Genomic DNA, 15,065 nt, shown 5'->3' with positions numbered 1-15,065 from the left:
CTAATGATGGCTGCCGAGCAGCCCCGAAAGATGCCGCCTGAGCGCGTTGAACTCCACCCCCGTCGGGTCGCGCGGCCTGGGCAGGGCGATGCGCTCGTCGGCGATGATCCGCCCCGGTCCCGGCGACATCACCACCACCCGGTCGGCGAGGATGATCGCCTCCTCGATCGCATGGGTGACGAAGATGATGCTGAGCTTCGCCCGCGCCCAGATCTCCAGCAGCTCCTCCTGCAGCCGCTCGCGCGTCATCGCATCGAGCGCACCGAAGGGCTCGTCCATCAGCACCACCTCGGCATCGTTGGCGAGCACGCGGGCGATGGCGACGCGCTGCTTCATCCCCCCCGAGAGCTGGTGCGGATAGGCGTCGGCGAAGCGCGTCAGCCCCACCATCTCGACGAAGCGCCGCGCGGTCGCCGCCGCCTCCGCCTTCGGCCGCCCACGCGCGATGGGCCCGAAGGCGATGTTCTGGCTGACCGTCAGCCAGGGAAAGAGCCCATAATCTTGGAACACCATTCCCCGGTCTGGCCCCGGCCCGCTGACCGGCTTGCCCCACATCAGCAGCGCGCCGGCGCTCACCGTCTCGAACCCCGCGACCATCCGCAGCAGCGTCGACTTGCCGCAGCCCGAGGGCCCGATCAGGCAAACGAACTCCCCCTTGTCGATGCGCAGCGTCGCATCCGAGAGCGCCGTGATCGTCTCCGCCCCGAAGGCGAAGCGTTTGTCGACATGCCGGATGTCGAGGATCGGCAGTACGGTTCCCGCCGTCGCCGGCCGCTCCAGCACCTCACCCATGTTGCGGACTCCAGCGCAGCAGCCGCTGCCCGAGCAGCTGCACCATTCGGTCGGAGAGGAAACCGAGCACCCCGATCGTCACCATCCCCGAGATGACGATCTCCGTCCGCGAGAGCTGCCGCGCCTCCATGATGATGGCGCCGAGCCCGGTCTGCACCCCCGTCATCTCGCCGACGACGATGACGACCCAGGCAAAGCCCAGCCCCAGCCGCAACCCGGTGAAGATGGAGGGAAGGGAGGCCGGCAGCACCACCTTCCAGAACACCGCCTGCCGCCCGACGCCGAGCATCGCCGCCGCCTCGAACAGCCGCCCTTCGACGCTGCGCACGCCGAAGACCGTATTGAGCAGGATCGGGTAGAAGGCGCCGAGGAAGACCAGGAAAAAGGCGCTCCTCGGCCCGATGCCGAAGACGATCATGGCCAGCGGCAGCCAGGCAGTGACCGGGATCGGCCGCAGGATTTGCAGCGACGGGTCGAGCAGGTCCCGCACCACCGCAATCCGCCCGATGAGCATCCCCATCGGCAGCGCGACAAGCGCGGCCAGCGCGAAGCCGCCATAGACCCGCCCGAGGCTGGCCATGGCATGCGTGAAGAGCGTCGCCGAATAGAGATCGTCCCAGACGCCGCCGAAGGCGAGGTCCCACCACTGCACCGCGACATCGGCGGGCGGCGGGATCAGGTGATAGCCCGGCCCGCTCGTCGTCACATGCCAGGCGAGCAGGCCGAGCACCGGCGCCGCCACCGCCAGCAGCGCCTGACGCGAGGCGGCGGCACGCACCGCCAGCGCCGTCATGCCGCCGTCTTCGCCAACTCGTCCGAGAACCTCGCATCGAAGAAGCCGGCGAAATCCGGCATCGCGCGGATCTGCTTCAGGCTCAGCATCTGCTCGGCATAGGTCTTCGCCCGCGTCACCATCTCGGGCGTCATCTGCCAGTTCAGCTCGACATTCGGCAGGCTGACCTCCAGCGCGTCCCGCCGCATCCCAAGCTTCGCCACCGCCGTCTCGATGGTGACGTCGCGGTTCGCCATGCCGAACTCGCTCGCCTGCCGGTGCACCTTCAGCATCGCCCGCACGAGGTCCGGCCGTTGCGCGACGGTCTCGGGGTGCGTCGCGAAGATCATGTTCAGCGAGCCCATCGGCGTCGAATAGGGATACTCGACGACCTTCCCGACGCCGGAGGCGATGGAGACGCCCGGCCCCGGCTCCGCCCCGACATAGGCATCGACATCGCCGCGGGCCAGCGCGATCGGCATCTCGGAGAAAGAGACCCGCACCGACTGCACGTCGCGGATGCTCATCCCCTCCATCCTGAGCCGCTCGAGGATGAAGACCTCCTGCGTCGAGCCCGGCCAGATGCCGACGCGCTTGCCGCGCAAATCGGCCAGCTTGTCGATTCCCGAGTCCTTCTTTGCCACCACCGCCATGCCGCGGTCGCAGCAGGAGCCGACCACCGTCACCGGCTCCCGCGCCGCGGCGCCGAGGATGCCGGCCGCGATGCCGAAGGCGCCGAAATCGACCGACTTCGTGACGACGGCATTCTTGCCCTCGGTCGGGCTCTCGAAGGGAATGACCTCGATCCGCATCCCCACCGGCTGGAAGCGCTCATAGAGATAGGGCGCGATGGAATGGATCAGCCGCAACGCCCCCATCCTCACCGTGACGCCTTGCGCTTGCAGCGCCGGGGCAGCGAGGGCAGCGGACGCGGCGCCAAGCAACGCGCGACGGGCAATGGCCATAAGGCGATCCTCCGGGGACGGGATGTTTCGCCCGCCCATGCAACGCCCATGCCGCCGCCGCGCGCCGCCTCGACTCTCATCCCCGGACCCGGGTTGCCACCGAAAGCGGCAACCTGTTCAGCCTGTGCGCAGCTCCCGGATCGGCCGCCCCGCCAGGAAGGCCTCCACCGCCTCGACGGCGCCCAGGAAGTATTGCGCGTAATTCTCCTCGGTGACGTAGCCAAGATGCGGGGTGAGCACCGTGTTCGGCGCCGCCAGCAGCGGATGCCCGGGTGGCAGCGGCTCCCGATCGAAGACATCGATCCCGGCGCCGGCGATCCGCCCTTCGGTCAGCGCGGCGACCAGCGCCTCCTGCTCGATGAGCGGCCCCCGGCTGGTATTGACGATGAAGGCGGAGCGCTTCATCCGCCCCAGCTCCTCCGTCCCCACGATTCCCCGCGACCGCTCGGAGAGGATGAGATGAAGGCTCACCACATCCGCCTCCTCCATCAGCCGCTGCTTCTCGACCAGCCTCGCTCCCGCCGCCGCCGCCTTCTCGGCCGTGAGGTTCTGGCTCCAGGCGATCACCTCCATCCCGAAGGCCTGCCCCACCTTGGCAACCCGGCTGCCGAGATTGCCGAGCCCCATCACCCCGAGCACCTTCCCCTCGAGCGTCGAGCCGATGCTCCCCCCGGGTGCGATCTGCCACCCGCCCGCACGCAGCGAGGCCTGCTGCTCCGGGATGCGCCGCATGAGCGAGAGGATCAGCCCCCAGGTCAGGTCGACGGTCGGATGCCCGAAACTCGGCGTCCCGCAGACCATCACCCCCCGCTCGGCCGCCGCCTCCAGGTCGACGCTTCGGTTCCGCGCCCCGGTGGTGACCAGCAGGCGCAGATTCGGCAGGCGCTCCAGCAGCGCCCGCGGGAAGGGCGTGCGCTCCCGCATGATGAGGATGGCGTCGAAGGGCAGGAGCCGCGCCACCAGCGCCTCCATGTCGGTGACGGTATCCCGGAACACCTCGATCGTCAGCGCCTCGGGCAGCCGGTCCCAGGGGCCGCGCGTCAGCGCCACCCCCTGGTAGTCATCGAGGATGGCCAGGCGGCTCAATCCAGGCATCGGTACTCTCCCTTATCTGTTCGGCGGCAGCAGCAGCCGCGTCGCCGCCTCGCGCAGCCGGGCGGGGAGGGGCACGCTCCGCCCCTGCTCGGCCCGTGCCACATAGACATGGACGAAATGCGCCTCGGCGCTCGCCCGCTCCTCCGCATTGCGGAAGATGCCGACCTCGTAGCGGATGGAGCTGGTCCCGAGCCGCCCGCACCGCACCCCGCAGGTCACGGAATCGGGGAAGGCGACCGGCGCGAAGTAGCGGCAGCCGGTATCCACCACCAGCCCGACCTCGCTACTGGCCTTCAGGTCGAGCACGCCCTGTTCGATCAGGAACTGCGCCACCGCCGTATCGACCCAGCTGTAGTAGGTGACGTTGTTCACATGGCCATAGACATCGTTGTCCATCCAGCGGGTCGGGATGGCGGTGAACCAGCGGTAGTCCGCGCGGGTGCCGATGGGCGGCCGGCTCATGCCGTGACCCCGTCGAGTCGGCAGGTTTCGGTGAGGACAGAAGGCGGCACGTCACGCTCCCGGATTGCCCCGGCATTATGAACCGGCCAGCCGCCGCGCCAATCCGTGATGCTTCGGCGTATTCGGGCTTCGCCCCTCGCCGCCGCGCCGCTATAGACGTGAGGAACCGCAACCTCCACGCCGCAGCCAGGTCCAAGAGCGCCTTGAGCAGCCAGACGCTTCCAGAAGCCTTCCGCCTCCGGGCCGGCAATTTCAACCTGCTCGTCCTGCGCCTGCTGGACCCGCGGCCGGAAGCCGTGCTGCCCGCGCTCGGGGACCAGTTCCGCCGCGCGCCAGGCTTCCTCCGCTTCGCCCCCATCGTCATCGGCCTCGCCGATCTCGAGGCGGCGCCGGAGGAGGTGAATTTCCGCGGCCTCGTCGAGGGGCTGCACAAGTTGGAGATTGTGCCCATCGGCACCTCCGGCGGCAGCCAGGCGATGAAACAGGCCGCGCAATCCGCCGGCCTCCCCCCCCTCCGCGCCGTCGGCGGCGTCGATGCCGAGCCTGCCGCCCCGCCGCCCGAGGTCGCCGCCACGCCGCCAGCTGCGGTCGAAGCCGCCCCGCGCCCCGATTTTTCCGGCTCCGGCCGCGCCGCCATGCTGGTCACCGAGCCGGTCCGCTCAGGCCAGCGAATCTACGCCCAGGGCGCCGACCTCATCGTCACCGCGACCGTCAATCCCGGTGCGGAGATCATTGCCGACGGCAACATACATGTATACGGAGCACTCCGCGGCCGCGCCGTCGCCGGCGCCGCGGACGATGCGACGGCGCGGATCTTCGCGCTGAATTTCGACCCGGAGCTCGTTGCCATCGCCGGCTTCTACGCGGTGCGCGAGGGGCTCACCGACGCGCCCATCGGCAAGCCGACGCAGGTGCGGCTCGAGGGCGAGGAGATGCGGTTCGCGCCGCTCGGGTGATGGGATGACTATGGGGATGAGGGGGATGCGTCCATGGCGCAAGTGATCGTTGTCACCTCCGGCAAGGGAGGCGTCGGCAAGACCACGACCAGCGCCGCCTTCGCCACCGGCCTCGCGCAGCGGGGCAAGAAGACGGTGGTGATCGATTTCGACGTTGGCCTGCGCAACCTCGACCTCATCATGGGCGTCGAGCGGCGCGTGGTCTTCGACATCGTCAACGTCATCCAGGGCGAGGCACGCCTCAACCAGGCGCTGATCCGCGACAAGCGCGTCGATACGCTGGCGATCCTCCCCGCCAGCCAGACCCGCGACAAGGACGCGCTGACCCGCGAGGGCGTCTCGACCATCATCGAGGAGCTCTCGGCCGACTTCGACTACATCCTCTGCGACAGCCCCGCCGGCATCGAGAAGGGCGCCCTCCTCGCCCTCTACTTCGCCGACCAGGCCATCGTCGTCACCAACCCGGAAGTCTCCTCGGTCCGCGACAGCGACCGCATCCTCGGCGTGCTGCAATCCAAGTCGAAGCGCGCCGAGGAGAAAAAGGACAAGGTCAAGGAGCACCTCCTCGTCACCCGCTACGACCCGAACCGGGTCGAGCGCGGCGAGATGCTGAAGCTCGAGGACGTGCGGGAAATCCTCGCCATCCCCCTGCTGGGCGTCGTCCCCGAGAACGAGAGCGTGCTGAAGGCGTCCAACACCGGTACGCCGGTCATCATGGATACCGAGAGCGTCGCCGGCCAGGCCTACAAGGATGCGGTCGGCCGCTTCCTCGGCGAGGACCTGCCGCACCGCTTCCTGGAGCCTGACAAGAAGCCCGGCCTGTTCAGGCGCCTGTTCGGGGGGAGGGCTGCGTGATGAGCTGGCTCGATTATTTCCGCGCCGCCCGCAAGGAGGAGGCGCCTCCCAGCGCCTCCGCCGCCAAGGAACGCCTGCAGATCGTGCTCGCCCATGAGCGCATCGGCCGCACGCGGGAGGATTTCCTGCCGAGGCTCCAGCAGGAGCTTGTGGCAGTCGTCGCCCGCTACGTGGCGATCGACCCGGGCAAGGTGAAGCTCGACCTCGACCGCGGCGGCGACATGTCGACGCTGGCCATCGAGATCGAGCTGCCCGCGCCGTCCCCCGGCCGCCAGGCCGCCGCGAGCTGACAACGGACTTGGCGCAGCTAGCGCGCCAGGTAGAGCATCACATCCCCCCCGCCCATCGCCTCGGCGGGCGTGCAGTCCTGCGCCTCGCCCTGCGCCGTCAAGCGCCGCAGCCGGAACTGCCCCGCCAGCCGCGCCAGGAAATCCGCCGGCGCCGCCGACCGCACCGGGTTGAAGCAGAGCAGCACCTGCACCGCAGGATTGGCCTCGATCACCCCCTGCATGCCGTCGAAGGCCGCCTCCTCCGCCCCGCAGAGGTCGAGCTTCACCACATCCGGCTTCACCCCGTCATGACCGTCGAGCGGCCGCGTCGGCACCAACGCCATTCCCGGGCCGCACATCGTGCCAAGCCCGCTCCCGCTGCCCGCCAGATCCTCCGGCAGCAGATGCGCGTTCATCGGGCTGCCCTCAGGCAGGGCGAAGCGCATCACTTGGCCCGCATTCGCCCCGGCCAGCGCCACCTCCTCCACCTGCGCCCGGCCTTCCAGGCCATTGAGCGCCAGGTTCCGGCGCAGCAGCCCCGCCGAGCGCGGATGCGGCTCGAAGGCGAGGACCTTTCCCGCCGGCCCAACCAGCTCCGCCGCCAGCAGGCTGAAATAACCGTAGCAGGCCCCGCCATCGACGAAGACCTGCCCCGGCTTCAATCGCTCCGCCAGGAAGCGCGTCGTCCACCACTCCCAGAACCCGTCCATGGCGAGGTGCGGCGCATGGGTGAAGTCGCCTGCATCGACCAGCATCTTGTGCCGCCCGAGCGTGCGGCAGAGCAGCGTCTCGCCCGCCATCGGCACTGCCTGGGCGAGGGCACGAACCGCCGCCTCCGCCGGCCCCGCCCGCCCTGCCAGCCGCGCCACGGGCACCAGCCGCCGCCGCGGCCTCAGCCATTCCGCGACTCGGACGAGGGTGGAGTTCGGTGCGGCGGCGGCCTGGCCCTGCGGCATGCGTAATCTCCGGTGGCGCGCCTCGCGCGACGCAGGGCCATGTACAGGAGATCACGCCGCCGTGGGAACGCGTCTCCGGCCCCCTGGCGCCCTATCCGGCAGGGCGTGATACCTTCACCGCATGCCAACCCTTCCTGCCTTCGCCCCCGCCGTCGACTTCGCCCTGTCGCACGAGTCCCCCTGGCCGCGGGACATCCGCGCCCATCTCGAAGCGGGGTTCTTCGAGCCGCCGCCGGACAACGCCATCATCGGCCCCGTCGCGTCCCGCGGTGCCCCCAACGGGCTGATCCTCCATCACGGCCGCCGCGTCGCCGAATGGGGCGACACCAGCCGCGTCGACATGACCTTCTCGGTGGCGAAATCCTACCTCGCCCTGCTCGCCGGCCTTGCCCAGGCCGACGGCCTCATCCCCGACCTCGACGCACCGGTCCGCGATCTGGTCGATGATGGCGGCTTCGACGGCCCGCAGAATGCTCCCATCACCTGGCGCCACCTGTTGACCAACACTTCCGAATGGGAGGGCACGCTCTTCGGCAAGTCCGACCTCATCGATCGCGGCCGCAACCTCGGTGTGGAAGGGCAGGGGCGGAAGGGCATCCTCCGCCCGCTCAACAAACCTGGCGAATACTGGGAATACAACGACGTCCGGGTGAACCGCCTCTCCCTTGCCCTGCTCCGCGTCTTCCGCCGCCCCCTGCCGGAGATCTTCGCTGAGCGCATCATGCGCCCCATCGGCGCTTCGCAGGAGTGGCGCTGGCTCGGCTACGAGACGTCCTGGGTCGAGGTCGAGGGCCGCCGCGTCCAGAGCGTCTCCGGCGGCGGCCATTGGGGCGGTGGCGTGTTCATCCATGCCGAGGACCAGGCGCTGATCGGCCAGCTCACCCTCCAGGACGGCATCCGGGAAGGCCGCCGGCTGCTGCCCGAAGGCTGGGTCGCCCAATGTACCATGCCCTGCGCCCTCAATCCGCATTACGGCCTGCTCTGGTGGCTGAACACCGGCCGCACCCGCTGGCCTTCCGCCAGCGCGCGCAGCTGGTGCTTCTCCGGCGCCGGCGGCAACGTCACCTGGGTCGACCCGGAGGCAGGAATCACCGCAGTGCTGCGTTGGGTCGATCAGACGAAGCTCGACGGCTTCATGGCGGCGACGCTGGCCGCATTGGGTTGAGGGGGGCCCGCTCCTCCTGAACCCGCCTCACAAGGGCCGATGGGCCCCTCGAGTCCAGGTCGGCTCCTGTCTTAGCCACCACCGCCCCGGTCATGTGGACTGGGAGGAGGCCCACAGACTCTGGGCGGGCGGGTTGCTCCACCTGCAGTGATTACCACCAGGGCTTGGTGCCAGCCGGTGAACCCGTGCAGACCCCGGGCTGATACGGCCCGGAGCCGCACCATCCGCTCAGGGCCTCGGCTGCACCGCATACTGCCCCGGCCCGATCCAGGCGAGCATCAGCAAGCCGCCGCACATCGCCAGGTTCTTGAAGAAGCTGAAGATCTGGCCCATCTGCGCCGGCCCTTCGAACTCCCAGAACCGGTGCGCGATGGCGCTGGTCCCGAGCGTATAGAGGATCAGACCGAACGCCGCCCAGCGTGTCCACAGGCCGAGGATGATGAGCAGCGGCAGCAGCGTCTCCGCCAGCACCGCCAGCACCCCGCCGAGATAAGGCAACGGCGCTCCCTGCTGCGTCAGCGTCGTGACGATGCCGGGCCAGCCGATGATCTTGAAATAGGCGCTGATCGGAAACAGCACGACCATTGCAATGCGAGCGACCAGCAGGACGACGTCGAGGTCGCCGCTCCGGGCAACGCCAGGGCTTGTATAAGCGGACATGGAAGACTCCGATGCAGGGACGGCGACGCTACCGGCACCCCTGCACCCGCCACAAGCGCCTACCGCGGCGGCGAGACTGCGTGCTCCCTGAGGCTCGCCCCCGTCGCAGGGTCGATCTCACGCAGCAGCACATCGTAGCTCCAGAGACTCGCCAGGTGCCGGAGCACCTGCCGCGCCTCCTGCTCCTCCAGCAGCCGCCCGTCCTGCACCCGGTGTTCCAGGATCAGCCGCCGGTCGCCGGCGAGGTCCACATCCACCACCTGGATGTCGGGGTCCATCCAGGCCGGGTCGTACTGCTTCGCCAGCGCCCGCCGCAGCCGTCGGTAGCCGCGCTCGTCATGCATGGCATCGACCCGTAGCACCGGCTGCGCCGCATCGTCCTTCAGGTGGAAGAACTTCATCTTCCGCATCAGGTGCGGGCTGAGGAATTGCAGGATGAAGCTCTCGTCGCGGAACTCGGACCAGCCGTAGCGCAAGGTCGGCATCGGGTCTCCGCTGCCGGCGAAATCGGGGAACCACACCCGGTCCTCCTCCGTCGGCTCGCGGCAGATCCGCTCGATATCCTCCATCATGGCGAAGCCGAGCGCATAAGGGTTGATCCCGGAGTAGCGCGGGTCGTCGAAATCCGGCTGCATGATGACGCTGGTATGCGAATGCAGCGCCTCCAGCAGCGCCCCGTCGCTCAGCTGCCCCTCGCGGTGCAGCGTGTTGAGGATGCGGTGGTGCACATAGGTCGCGCACCCCTCGTTCATCATCTTGGTCTGGCGCTGCGGGTGGAAATACTGCGCCACGTTGCGCACGATGCGGATGACCTCGCGCTGCCAGGCCGCGAGCCGAGGTGCCGACTTCTCGAGGAAGTAGAGGACATTCTCCTGCGGCAGCTGAAGCATCGCCCGCCGCTTCTCCACCTCGTCGGCGCCGATCGCATGGCTGGCCCGCTCCGGCAGCGTGCTCCACAGCACGTTGTACATGCGCTCGTCATGCGCCCGGCGCTCACGCACCCGCTGCTCCTCGGAGCGCAGGTCGATGGTTCGCCGGTGATGCCGGTGCACGCCGTAATTCATCAGCGCATGCGCCGAGTCGAGCACCCGCTCGACCGCGATCTCACCGTACCTGTCCTCGCACTCCGCGATGTAGCCCTTGGCGAATTCGAGGTAATCGAGAATCCCCTTGGCATCCGTCCACTCGCGGAAGATGCGGTTGTTCTTGAAGAAGTGGTTATGCCCGAAAGCCGCATGCGCGATCACCAGCGCCTGCAGGGTCGCGGTGTTCTCCTCCATCACGTAGGAGAGGCAGGGATCGGAGTTGATGACGATCTCATAGGCGAGGCCGCGCAGCCCCTTGCGGTACAGCGCCTCGTGCTGGGCGAATTGCTTGCCGAAGGACCAATGCCTGTAGAACAGCGGCAGGCCCGTGCTGGCATAGGCATCCAGCATCTGCTCGGCACTGATGATCTCGATCCGGTTCGGGTAGAAGTCGAGCCCGAGATCGCGGACTGCCACCTCCTCGCAGGCATCGTGGATGCGCATGAGGGTGGAAAAGTCCCAGTCCGCCCCCTCGTAGAGCAGGCCGGGCGTCGATACGGGCGCGTTCATGCCTTGGCCTCCTCCAGCAAACCGCGCTTGGCGAAGAGCTCGCGGAAGACGGGGAAGATGTCCCGCCGGTTGCGCACCTTCTTCATCGCCATCGGCGCGCCGGCGCTGACCAACTGCTCGTAGGTCCGCCAAAGGTCTGTAGGGCCCCGCGGGAAGCCCGGCATGCCATGCTCGCCGTCGCGCCCGACCTCGATATAGGCATAGTACTGGCAGGCCGGCAGAACCTCGTCGATCAGCAGGCGGGCCGTCCGCTGGCTGTCGCCCGCGGCATTATCGCCATCCGAGGCCTGCGCCGCGTAGATGTTCCAGTCGGTCGGCGGGTAGCGGTCCGCCACCACCTTCCGCATCTCCTCAAGCGCGGTCGAGACCAGCGTGCCACCAGTCTCCCGGCTGTGGAAGAAGGTCTGCTCGTCCACCTCCGCCGCCTCATGCGTGTGGCGGATGAAGACGATGTCCACATGCTTGTAGCGCCGCTGCAGGAAGATATAGAGCAGCGTGTAGAAGCGCTTGGCGAGGTCCTTCATGTCCTCGGTCATGCTGCCCGAGACGTCCATCAGGCAGAACATGACGGCGCGGGCCACCGGGCGCGGGACAGGCTCGAACCGCCGGTACCGCACGTCGATCGGGTCGATCCAGGGGATGCGCTGGCTGCGCCTGAGCTGGATCGCCAGTTCCGCCTTCAGCTTGGCGACCTGCTCCTCGCTGCCCGGCTGCCCCTCCAGCGCGGCGATCTCCGCCTCCAGCGCCGCCACCGCCTCGGGCTTCGGCCGCTTCAGCGCAATGCGACGCGACAGGCTGTTCCGCATGGTCCGGGCCAGCGACAGGTTCGAGGGCGTCCCCGCCACCGAGTAGCCCGCCCGGTGCCAGGCCGGATCCGCCCCTTCGACCAGCCTTCGCTTGGCGAGGTCGGGCAGTTCCAGGTCGTCGAGGAAGAGCGACAGGAACTCCTCCCGCGTAAGCACGAAGCGGAAGGCATCCTCTCCCCCGCCCTCAGGCGAACCCTCGGAGCCACCGCCGCCGCCGCCGCTCGGCGGCCGCTGGATCTCGTCGCCCTCGCGGTACTCCTTATTGCCCGGCAGCACATGGTCGCGGCTGCCGCCGGAGCCATGGTGGAAGCTCGGCTCGCGGATGCCATGGAGGGGGATCGAGACCTCCCCCCCCTCATCGGCGCTGCGGATATCCCGCTTCGCCGAGGCGTCCCGCACCGCCTCCTGCACCAGGGATTTCGCCCGGCGCAGGAAGCGCTGGCGGTTGGGCAGGCTACGGCCGCTTGGGTTCAGGCGGCGATCCAGGATCTGCATCGAGCAGGCGCCTCGCGGTCCAGTTCTGGGTCAGCCGGCCTGCTTCACACGCATGTACCACTCAACAAGCCGGCGGACCTGTCTTTCGGTATAACCCCGGGAGACCATGCGTTGCACGAACTCCCCGTGCTTCTTCTCGCTCTCGCCATCCTTCTTTGAGCCGAAGGAGATCACCGGCAACAGGTCTTCCACCTGGCTGAACATGCGCCGCTCGATCACCTCGCGGATCTTTTCGTAGGAGGTCCAAGAGGGGTTGCGCCCGCCCCGGTTGGCCCGGGCGCGTAGGGCAAACTTCACCACCTCGTTACGGAAATCCTTGGGGTTGGCGATGCCGGCCGGCTTCTCGATCTTGGTGAGCTCCTGGTTCAGCAGCTCCCGGTTCATCATCTGGCCGGTGTCGGGGTCCTTGAAGTCCATGTCCTCGACCCAGGCGTCGGCATAGGCGACGTAGCGGTCGAAGAGGTTCTGGCCGTAGTCGTTGTACGACTCGAGATAAGCCTTCTGGATCTCGTTGCCGATGAACTCCGCGTAGCGCGGCGCAAGCTCACCCTTGATGAACTCGAGGTAGCGCTTCTCCGTCTCGTCCGGCAGCTGCTCGCGCCGGATGGTCTGCTCCAGCACGTACATCAGGTGGACGGGGTCGGCCGCGATCTCGGTCGTGTCGTAATTGAAGGCCGCTGCCAGCACCTTGAAGGCGAAGCGGGTCGAGGCCCCCTCCATACCCTCGTCGGGCCCGGCCGCGTCCCGGTACTCCTGCAGGTTCTTCGCCCGCGGGTCGGTCTCCTTGAGCGACTCGCCGTCGTAGACCCGCATCTTGGCGTAGACGTTGGAATTCTCGTGCTTCTTCAGCCGCGAAAGCACCGTGAACCGCGCCAGCATCTCCAAGGTCGCCGGGGCGCATGGCGCGGCCGACAGCTCCGAGGAGGAGACCAGCTTATCGTAGATCTTCTGCTCCTCGGTGACCCGAAGGCAGTAGGGCACCTTGATGACGTAGATGCGGTCGATGAAGGCTTCGTTGTTCTTGTTGTTCTTGAAGCTCTGCCACTCTGACTCGTTGCTGTGGGCCAGAATGATGCCCTGGAAGGGGAGGGCGCCGATATTCTCGGTGCCGATGTAATTCCCCTCCTGCGTCGCGGTCAGCAGCGGGTGGAGCATCTTGATCGGCGCCTTGAACATCTCGACGAACTCCAGGACGCCCTGGTTCGCCCGGTTCAGCCCGCCCGAGAAGCTATAGGCATCAGGATCGTTCTGCCCGAACATCTCGAGCTTGCGGATGTCCACCTTGCCGACCAGCGAGGAGATGTCCTGGTTGTTCTCATCGCCCGGCTCGGTCTTGGCGATGGCGATCTGCCGCAGCCGCGACGGCCTGACCTTCACCACCCGGAACTGCGAGATGTCGCCGCCGAAGGCATCCAGCCGCTTCAGTGCCCAGGGGCTCATCAGCCCCGTCAGGCGCCTGCGGGGAATGCCATAGCGGTCCTCCAGCATCGGCCCCATCCGCTCCGGGTCGAAGAGGCCAAGCGGGCTTTCGAAGACCGGGCTCATCTCGTCGCCGGCCTTCAGCACGTAGATGGGCTCCTGCTCCATCAGCGCCTTCAACCGTTCGGCGAGCGAGGATTTGCCACCGCCCACCGGCCCCAGCAGGTAGAGGATCTGCTTTCGCTCCTCCAACCCCTGGGCAGCATGGCGGAAGAAGCCGACGATCCGCTCGATCGTCTCTTCCATGCCGTAGAATTCGGAGAAGGCGGGATAGACGCGGATGGTCCGGTTCAGGAAGATTCGCCCGAGCCGCACGTCCTTCGCGGTATCCACCACGGTCGGCTCGCCGATTGCCTTGAGGATACGTTCGGGGGCACTGGCGTAGTAACCCGGATCCTTCCGGCAGCCTTCCAGATATTCCGAAATGGACATGTCTGTTTCGCGCCGGGACTCATAACCCCGGGCATAATCGGCGAAGATGTCCTGCATGCTGTTCATCGGCCGCCCCTGCAAGCGCTGCCAGTTAGATGGCAACGCAGACAGTGTGCGGAATGGGCCAGCCGATTGCGGTAAACTTTTATTGCTGCGGCGCACCGCGCCCCTGTAGACTGCAAATCACGGGAAGGGGAGGGCAGGGGTTAGCCCCTCCCGGGACCATTGCCAGAGGGCTCCGCCAAGTCAAAGGCGGCGCTCGTCGCGGCTGCGGCAAATCGCCATGGGCAATGGTGTCTGTGACACTTCATGACATGGTGCCCATGGTATGAAGCCACGATTCATCAAGCTCTCGCAGGCAGCGGCAACATTTCGAAACTGAGTCGCGCTACGCCAGTCAAGGCAACCCGGCACGGTGCCTCCCGCCGCGGGGACCGCCAGGCCTGACCTAGCAATCCCCGCGCCAACCGCTAGTCTTCCGCGTTTGCCGGAGACCCGCAGGTCACCCCGCCATCGATGATCATGCTCTGCCCGGTCATGAAGCTCCCCGCGGGCGAGGCGAGAAAGACCGCCGCCCCCGCGATCTCGTCCGGCTCGCCGATCCGCTTCAGCGGCGTGTCCCGCGTCCGCTTCTTGTAGTTCGCCGGGTCCTCCCACAGCGCCCGGGCGAAGTCGGTCCTGACCAGGCCAGGTGCGATGCAATTCACCCGGATGTTCTTCGGTCCCCATTCGCAGGCCAGGTTCCGCGCCAGCTGCAGGTCCGCCGCCTTGGTGATCGCATAGGCGCCGAGATTGACCGAGCCCCGGTATCCCCCGATCGAGGAGATGATGACGATCGCGCCCCCGCCCCGCGCCTCCATGCTCGGGATGCACATATGCGACAGCCACATGTTCGACTTGATGTTGGTCGCCATCATCTTGTCGAAGACCTCGTCGGGAATGCCCATCGCCGGCCCGAAATGCGGGTTGATCGCCGCATTGCAGACCAGGATGTCGACGCCACCCCAACGGGCGATGGTCTCGTCCGCCAGCGCTTGCAGCTCCGGCTTCCGCCCGATGTTGCAGGCCATGGCGACCGCTTCGCCCCCCTTGGCCGTGATGCCGTCAACCACGACCTGGCAGGCATCGAGCTTGCGGGAGGAGACGACCACCTTCGCCCCGTGCTCCGCCATCCGCTCGGCGATGGCCCGGCCGATGCCGCGCGACCCGCCGGTGACGATGGCGACCTTGCCGCTGAGGTCGAACAGTGATGATCCGGGCATGGGCGTTCCTCCTGGTTGTTGAAGGCGAGTGTCCCTGCCGCTTTCGCCT

General features: G+C 67.7%; 15 protein-coding genes. 4 read left to right on the top strand and 11 right to left on the bottom strand.

Translation table 11 applies throughout. The features are described 5' to 3' along the window. The 5 genes from JMJ56_RS06630 to JMJ56_RS06610 form a co-directional block, all read right to left on the bottom strand. On the bottom strand, positions 1-792 hold the full coding sequence (locus JMJ56_RS06630) for an ABC transporter ATP-binding protein (protein WP_202830763.1): 792 nt from the start codon (positions 790-792) through the stop codon (positions 1-3). Continuing rightward, the gene (locus tag JMJ56_RS06625; RefSeq protein ID WP_202830762.1) at positions 785-1,585 is read right to left on the bottom strand and encodes an ABC transporter permease; all 801 of its coding nucleotides are present in this window, start codon (positions 1,583-1,585) and stop codon (positions 785-787) included. Before JMJ56_RS06625 ends, JMJ56_RS06630 begins: the two co-directional genes overlap by 8 nt. After that, on the bottom strand, positions 1,582-2,529 hold the full coding sequence (locus tag JMJ56_RS06620; protein WP_202830761.1) for an ABC transporter substrate-binding protein: 948 nt from the start codon (positions 2,527-2,529) through the stop codon (positions 1,582-1,584). Before JMJ56_RS06620 ends, JMJ56_RS06625 begins: the two co-directional genes overlap by 4 nt. A gap of 117 nt (positions 2,530-2,646) precedes the next feature. Then, entirely contained in the window at positions 2,647-3,624 is a 978-nt protein-coding gene (locus JMJ56_RS06615; protein WP_202830760.1) for a D-2-hydroxyacid dehydrogenase family protein, read from the bottom strand. A 12-nt stretch (positions 3,625-3,636) separates the two neighbouring features. Further along, positions 3,637-4,086 (bottom strand): acyl-CoA thioesterase, encoded by a 450-nt coding sequence (locus JMJ56_RS06610; protein ID WP_202830759.1) that lies wholly within the window; start codon positions 4,084-4,086, stop codon positions 3,637-3,639. A 203-nt stretch (positions 4,087-4,289) separates the two neighbouring features. Here JMJ56_RS06610 and minC point away from each other — a divergent pair, with 203 nt between their 5' ends. Genes minC through minE form a run of 3 tightly spaced genes read left to right on the top strand, consistent with a single transcriptional unit; the run spans position 4,290 to position 6,187 of the window. Continuing rightward, positions 4,290-5,042 (top strand): septum site-determining protein MinC, encoded by a 753-nt coding sequence (minC, locus tag JMJ56_RS06605; protein WP_236037432.1) that lies wholly within the window; start codon positions 4,290-4,292, stop codon positions 5,040-5,042. 33 nt (positions 5,043-5,075) lie between these two features. Then, positions 5,076-5,897: a septum site-determining protein MinD gene (gene minD, locus JMJ56_RS06600; protein ID WP_043364100.1), complete on the top strand. Its 822-nt coding sequence runs from the start codon at positions 5,076-5,078 to the stop codon at positions 5,895-5,897. Then, entirely contained in the window at positions 5,897-6,187 is a 291-nt protein-coding gene (minE, locus tag JMJ56_RS06595) for a cell division topological specificity factor MinE (protein WP_202830757.1), read from the top strand. The genes minD and minE overlap by 1 nt, the downstream gene beginning before the upstream one ends. Positions 6,188-6,204: 17 nt before the next feature. Here the strand turns inward: minE and JMJ56_RS06590 are convergent, their stop codons facing one another. Beyond that, positions 6,205-7,122, bottom strand: a complete 918-nt coding sequence (locus JMJ56_RS06590; protein ID WP_202830756.1) for an FkbM family methyltransferase — start codon at positions 7,120-7,122, stop codon at positions 6,205-6,207. A 121-nt stretch (positions 7,123-7,243) separates the two neighbouring features. Between JMJ56_RS06590 and JMJ56_RS06585 the strand changes: the two genes are divergently transcribed. After that, the gene (locus tag JMJ56_RS06585) at positions 7,244-8,287 is read left to right on the top strand and encodes a serine hydrolase domain-containing protein (protein ID WP_202830755.1); all 1,044 of its coding nucleotides are present in this window, start codon (positions 7,244-7,246) and stop codon (positions 8,285-8,287) included. A gap of 228 nt (positions 8,288-8,515) precedes the next feature. Here JMJ56_RS06585 and JMJ56_RS06580 read toward each other — a convergent pair whose 3' ends face one another. The 5 genes from JMJ56_RS06580 to JMJ56_RS06560 form a co-directional block, all read right to left on the bottom strand. Beyond that, a complete protein-coding gene (locus JMJ56_RS06580) occupies positions 8,516-8,947 on the bottom strand; it encodes a DoxX family protein (RefSeq protein ID WP_202830754.1) in 432 nt (143 codons plus the stop codon). A 59-nt stretch (positions 8,948-9,006) separates the two neighbouring features. Next, positions 9,007-10,542 carry a SpoVR family protein gene (locus JMJ56_RS06575; RefSeq protein WP_202830753.1) on the bottom strand — a complete coding sequence of 512 codons (1,536 nt, stop codon included), beginning with the start codon at positions 10,540-10,542 and terminating at the stop codon, positions 9,007-9,009. Continuing rightward, positions 10,539-11,843: a YeaH/YhbH family protein gene (locus tag JMJ56_RS06570; RefSeq protein WP_202830752.1), complete on the bottom strand. Its 1,305-nt coding sequence runs from the start codon at positions 11,841-11,843 to the stop codon at positions 10,539-10,541. The genes JMJ56_RS06575 and JMJ56_RS06570 overlap by 4 nt, the downstream gene beginning before the upstream one ends. A gap of 30 nt (positions 11,844-11,873) precedes the next feature. Further along, positions 11,874-13,811 carry a PrkA family serine protein kinase gene (locus JMJ56_RS06565; RefSeq protein WP_456318782.1) on the bottom strand — a complete coding sequence of 646 codons (1,938 nt, stop codon included), beginning with the start codon at positions 13,809-13,811 and terminating at the stop codon, positions 11,874-11,876. A gap of 413 nt (positions 13,812-14,224) precedes the next feature. Continuing rightward, a complete protein-coding gene (locus JMJ56_RS06560) occupies positions 14,225-15,016 on the bottom strand; it encodes an SDR family NAD(P)-dependent oxidoreductase (protein WP_202830750.1) in 792 nt (263 codons plus the stop codon). Positions 15,017-15,065: the final 49 nt, after the last annotated feature.

Origin of the sequence: Belnapia arida (assembly GCF_016773205.1) — a bacterium.
Taxonomy (GTDB): domain Bacteria; phylum Pseudomonadota; class Alphaproteobacteria; order Acetobacterales; family Acetobacteraceae; genus Belnapia; species Belnapia arida.
The sequence above is the reverse complement of the archived record's forward strand: the minus strand, read 5'-3'. Positions and strand labels throughout refer to the sequence as shown.

Bases quoted from the DNA above. Each gene is read 5' to 3' on its own strand.
- JMJ56_RS06630 (WP_202830763.1), bottom strand. From the start codon at position 792: ATGGGTGAGGTGCTGGAGCGGCCGGCGACGGCGGGAACCGTACTGCCG.
- JMJ56_RS06625 (WP_202830762.1), bottom strand. From the start codon at position 1,585: ATGACGGCGCTGGCGGTGCGTGCCGCCGCCTCGCGTCAGGCGCTGCTG.
- JMJ56_RS06620 (WP_202830761.1), bottom strand. From the start codon at position 2,529: ATGGCCATTGCCCGTCGCGCGTTGCTTGGCGCCGCGTCCGCTGCCCTC.
- JMJ56_RS06615 (WP_202830760.1), bottom strand. From the start codon at position 3,624: ATGCCTGGATTGAGCCGCCTGGCCATCCTCGATGACTACCAGGGGGTG.
- JMJ56_RS06610 (WP_202830759.1), bottom strand. From the start codon at position 4,086: ATGAGCCGGCCGCCCATCGGCACCCGCGCGGACTACCGCTGGTTCACC.
- minD (WP_043364100.1), top strand. From the start codon at position 5,076: ATGGCGCAAGTGATCGTTGTCACCTCCGGCAAGGGAGGCGTCGGCAAG.
- minE (WP_202830757.1), top strand. From the start codon at position 5,897: ATGAGCTGGCTCGATTATTTCCGCGCCGCCCGCAAGGAGGAGGCGCCT.
- JMJ56_RS06590 (WP_202830756.1), bottom strand. From the start codon at position 7,122: ATGCCGCAGGGCCAGGCCGCCGCCGCACCGAACTCCACCCTCGTCCGA.
- JMJ56_RS06585 (WP_202830755.1), top strand. From the start codon at position 7,244: ATGCCAACCCTTCCTGCCTTCGCCCCCGCCGTCGACTTCGCCCTGTCG.
- JMJ56_RS06580 (WP_202830754.1), bottom strand. From the start codon at position 8,947: ATGTCCGCTTATACAAGCCCTGGCGTTGCCCGGAGCGGCGACCTCGAC.
- JMJ56_RS06575 (WP_202830753.1), bottom strand. From the start codon at position 10,542: ATGAACGCGCCCGTATCGACGCCCGGCCTGCTCTACGAGGGGGCGGAC.
- JMJ56_RS06570 (WP_202830752.1), bottom strand. From the start codon at position 11,843: ATGCAGATCCTGGATCGCCGCCTGAACCCAAGCGGCCGTAGCCTGCCC.
- JMJ56_RS06565 (WP_456318782.1), bottom strand. From the start codon at position 13,811: ATGCAGGACATCTTCGCCGATTATGCCCGGGGTTATGAGTCCCGGCGC.
- JMJ56_RS06560 (WP_202830750.1), bottom strand. From the start codon at position 15,016: ATGCCCGGATCATCACTGTTCGACCTCAGCGGCAAGGTCGCCATCGTC.